The organism is Gemmatimonadota bacterium, from assembly GCA_026706345.1.
GTDB lineage: Bacteria > JAAXHH01 > JAAXHH01 > JAAXHH01 > JAAXHH01 > JAAXHH01.
The window spans coordinates 1-3,458 of sequence record JAPOYX010000186.1; the positions used below are offsets into that span (position 1 = coordinate 1).

Genomic DNA, 3,458 nt, shown 5'->3' on the forward strand with positions numbered 1-3,458 from the left:
CTTGGGCAAAAAACAGGTCGTGCTGGTTCTTTGCATAGATGTGGGCAATGCCCCAGCGGTCGGTCAGGATTTCGACCGGCTCGCGGAGCCCGGAGAGGCGCAGTGTTTCCATTCCATCCTCCTGAACGCTTGTCTGAGGCACGACCGCGGTACGACCCAGGGACGGAGAGAGACAGGGGGCGACACACCAGAAGGGAGCAAGTACAGACGCAGCTTGTGAAACCGTCGACATAGTCGCTCCTGTCATACACGGTCTTGGTTACGCCTCATCAACAGGCGGTAATACGTCCGGTGTGATCTGATAGCCGTCCGCCAGGGCGTTGGTGCTGTTGAACAGCGCCACAATAGCCATGACTTCCCCCAGCGTTTCGGTGTCGCAGCCGAGCTTCCGCAGGGCCGCGGTGTGGGAGTTAATACAGTAGGCACAGCCGTTGGTGGCCGAAACGGCCAGGGCAATAATCTCGCGGGTGCGAGGATCAAGGGGCGATTCCCGTCCGCTGGCCTCGGGGTGCATGAGCGCTTTCAGCCGGGTCCAGATCATCTCCAGATTGTCCGGATGGCTGGCCAGTACCCGCCAGAAATTCGGCACCGCCGGAATACCCTTGGTGGCTTTGATGTCGGCATATATCTGCGCGACTTTGCCCCTGGCTTCTTCTTCCGCAACCATGCGCACGGTTGCAGTACGCGTCATAGCACTCCCTCCCTTGTGACTGGCGATAAGCGGTCTTTCAACCCGCCTCGTTCGGATTGCCGCCTCAGGGTGTCCCAAAAAGAGACAGAAAGAAAGGGCGGATGGCACGCCGGGTGCAGCGGGAGAGTTGCGGCCTGGTCAGAAATTCCGTACAGCAGTCTCTAAGGAGGCTGTACATATGGCGATTCTGATTACCGGGGGCACCGGGTTTTTGGGCCGGCATCTGACACGACATCTGGTTCAGTCGGGAGAGAACGTCGTCATTCTCGATACCGTCCCGCACCGCGAGGCGGCCGACGCCGTGGCCGAGCAGGTGGCAGTAGCCGAGGGAGACGTCATGGAAGCGCCAGCGCACGTACACGCGATCCAGCGCAATAAAATCGAGGGGATTATTCACCTCGCCTACTATCTGGGGACCGGCGGCATCCGCAATCCGCTGCCGTCGATCAACGTGAATTGTATCGGCACCACCAATATCTTTGAGGCCGCCCGGCTGAGCGGCCTGAAGCGCGTGGTGTATATGAGTTCGGTCGCCGTATTTCCCGAGCGCACGGCCAGCACCGCCCCGGAGTTGAGCGAAGATGACCCGCCCGCTCCGTCCACCAGCAATCAGGCCGGCCTGTACGGCGCGTGCAAATTATTCAACGAGCATACCGCGGACTACTATAATCACGCCTATGGCATGGACTTCATTGCGATCCGGCCGACCTCGGTGTTTGGCGAAGGGCGCGGCCAGCGCCGGGGCGCGGCGGGAGATCATTTTATGGTGGCCCCTGAGCTGGCCCTGCTCGGCAAGCCGGTTATCATGCCGCAGGACGAGCAGATTGCCGACTGGCTCTATGTTGCCGATGCCGCCGAGGTCTTTCGTCGGGCGTATCATATTGAAAACCCGCAATCCCGCGTGTTCAACATGGCCGGCCCCAGCCGCAAGACGGGCGAGATCACGGCCTATCTGCGCGAGTTGCTGCCCGGCGCCAACATCTCGGTCAGCGACAAACCCGTAGCCATGACCTCGCTGGTCAAGACAGATCGCCTGCGAACCGAGCTGGACTTCACACCCACGTATACGGTCGAGGACGGCATCCTGGCCTATCTGAACGACGTACGCAAACGCGAAGACATGCCGCTGGAGCCACGCTAGAGGCGACTTGGTGAAAGAGGGTTAAAGAGAGAGTGTCTATGGACTTCGGAGTTGGTTTTCAGTCGCATATTCACAACGGATGGAAACACGCCCTGCTGGCCGAGCAGATGGGGTTTACTCATGCCTGGTTTGTGGACTCGCAGATGCTCACCTCGGACGTATATGCCTGTATGGCCCTGGCCGCCGCGCAGACAAAAACGATCCGACTCGGGACCGGCGTCACTATTGTTGGGACGCGGATTCCGCCCGTCATTGCGCACTCCATTGCCACCATCAATCAGCTTGCGCCCGGTCGGGTGATTCTCGGTCTGGGCACCGGTCATACGGCCTGGCGGACCATGGACATGCCACCGGCTTCGCTTGCGGAGTTCCGACACGCGGTCGAGGTCTGCCAGGGCCTGCTCCGAGGTGAGACTGTCCCCTATCACGAGCGCGGCCGGCAGAGCCGGATTCGGTTCATGGATGTCGAGCACGGCTATATTAACACACGCGAGCGCATCCCCGTCTATCTGGCGGCCTCGCATCCCAGGGCCCAGGCCCTGGCCGGTGAGCGGGGCGACGGCCTGTTGACCCTGAGCCTGCTTTCGCCCGAGTCGCTCACCCGCAATCTGGCGGCAGTCGCACGGGGCTGGGAGGGCCGGAACGGCGGAAAACCGTCCGACTTCGGCGTGGTTACGCTCGGCATCTCCTGCGTGCTGCAAGCCGGCGAGGCCGTGAACAGTCCGCGCGTGCTGTCGCGGGTCGGCCCGCGCATTGCGGTGGCCCTGCACTATGCCTATGAAGTCGCCAAACAGGGCAAAACGGTGCCGCCTTTTTTACAGCCCTTTCTGACTCCGGACTACCAGCGCTATCTGGACGACCGCTGGGAAGACATACACGCCACGCACTCGCGCTTTCTGCATCCGGGCGAAGAGAAATTCATTACTCCCGAGGCCATTCGGTCCATGAGCCTGACCGGCTCGCGCGATGATATTCTCGAACGCCTCCATCAGCTTGAAGCCGCCGGACTCACCCAGATTGTTGTCTCACCTCCGTGGGGTCTGGTGGAAGAAAGTATCGTGGAGTTCGCCCGAGAGATTATCGGACCGTATAGAAACCAGTAGCCGAGCGTGCAGCGCGTGATTCCGCCGAGGGGTTTGGAATCAGCGACTGAAACCGCTACGTTGAGAGCCACTCTCTCGGAAGGAATGTAGATATAAATATGACGCAAGGCGAAGCGGTACGCTATGAACAGGTCGGACATATAGGTTGGCTGCGTCTCAACCGGGCGGAAAAGCTGAACGCCATGACGCCCCAGATGTGGCAGGCCTTACAGGAACTCGGTCAGACCCTTGCCACCGAAGCACATGCGCGCGAAAACCAGTTACGGGCGCTCGTCGTGATTGGCGAAGGCCGCGCCTTTTCAACCGGTATTGATACCTCGGCCTTTGGCGGCGTGGTCTTTAACGGACACGAACATGAGCCCATGCCCGAGGTGGTGGCCGACGATGATCCTATGGTGTCCATTATCCAGGGTTTTCAGGAAGCCTTCACCTGGCTTGAGGAAGCCCCCTATCCGACTATTGCCGCGGCCCGGGGCTATGCTCTGGGTGCGGGCCTGCAGATGGCGCTGGCCTGCGATATCCG

At 60.6% G+C, this 3,458-nt stretch carries 5 protein-coding genes; 3 read left to right on the forward strand and 2 right to left on the reverse strand.

Annotation, left to right across the window (positions count from 1 at the left end; translation table 11 throughout):
- Both OXG98_12945 and OXG98_12950 read right to left on the reverse strand, forming a co-directional pair.
- Positions 1-112, reverse strand: a 112-nt coding sequence (locus OXG98_12945) for a penicillin acylase family protein (protein MCY3772910.1), incomplete at its 3' end; no start/stop codon positions are given.
- Positions 113-259: 147 nt separating this feature from the next.
- Positions 260-691, reverse strand: coding sequence for a carboxymuconolactone decarboxylase family protein (locus OXG98_12950; GenBank protein ID MCY3772911.1), 432 nt, complete (start codon positions 689-691; stop codon positions 260-262).
- A 178-nt stretch (positions 692-869) separates the two neighbouring features.
- Here OXG98_12950 and OXG98_12955 point away from each other — a divergent pair, with 178 nt between their 5' ends.
- From OXG98_12955 to OXG98_12965, 3 genes are all read left to right on the forward strand, one after another.
- Positions 870-1,832 carry an NAD(P)-dependent oxidoreductase gene (locus OXG98_12955; GenBank protein MCY3772912.1) on the forward strand — a complete coding sequence of 321 codons (963 nt, stop codon included), beginning with the start codon at positions 870-872 and terminating at the stop codon, positions 1,830-1,832.
- A 38-nt stretch (positions 1,833-1,870) separates the two neighbouring features.
- A complete protein-coding gene (locus tag OXG98_12960) occupies positions 1,871-2,935 on the forward strand; it encodes an LLM class flavin-dependent oxidoreductase (protein ID MCY3772913.1) in 1,065 nt (354 codons plus the stop codon).
- Positions 2,936-3,033: 98 nt separating this feature from the next.
- Positions 3,034-3,458, forward strand: a 425-nt coding sequence (locus OXG98_12965; GenBank protein ID MCY3772914.1) for an enoyl-CoA hydratase/isomerase family protein, incomplete at its 3' end; no start/stop codon positions are given.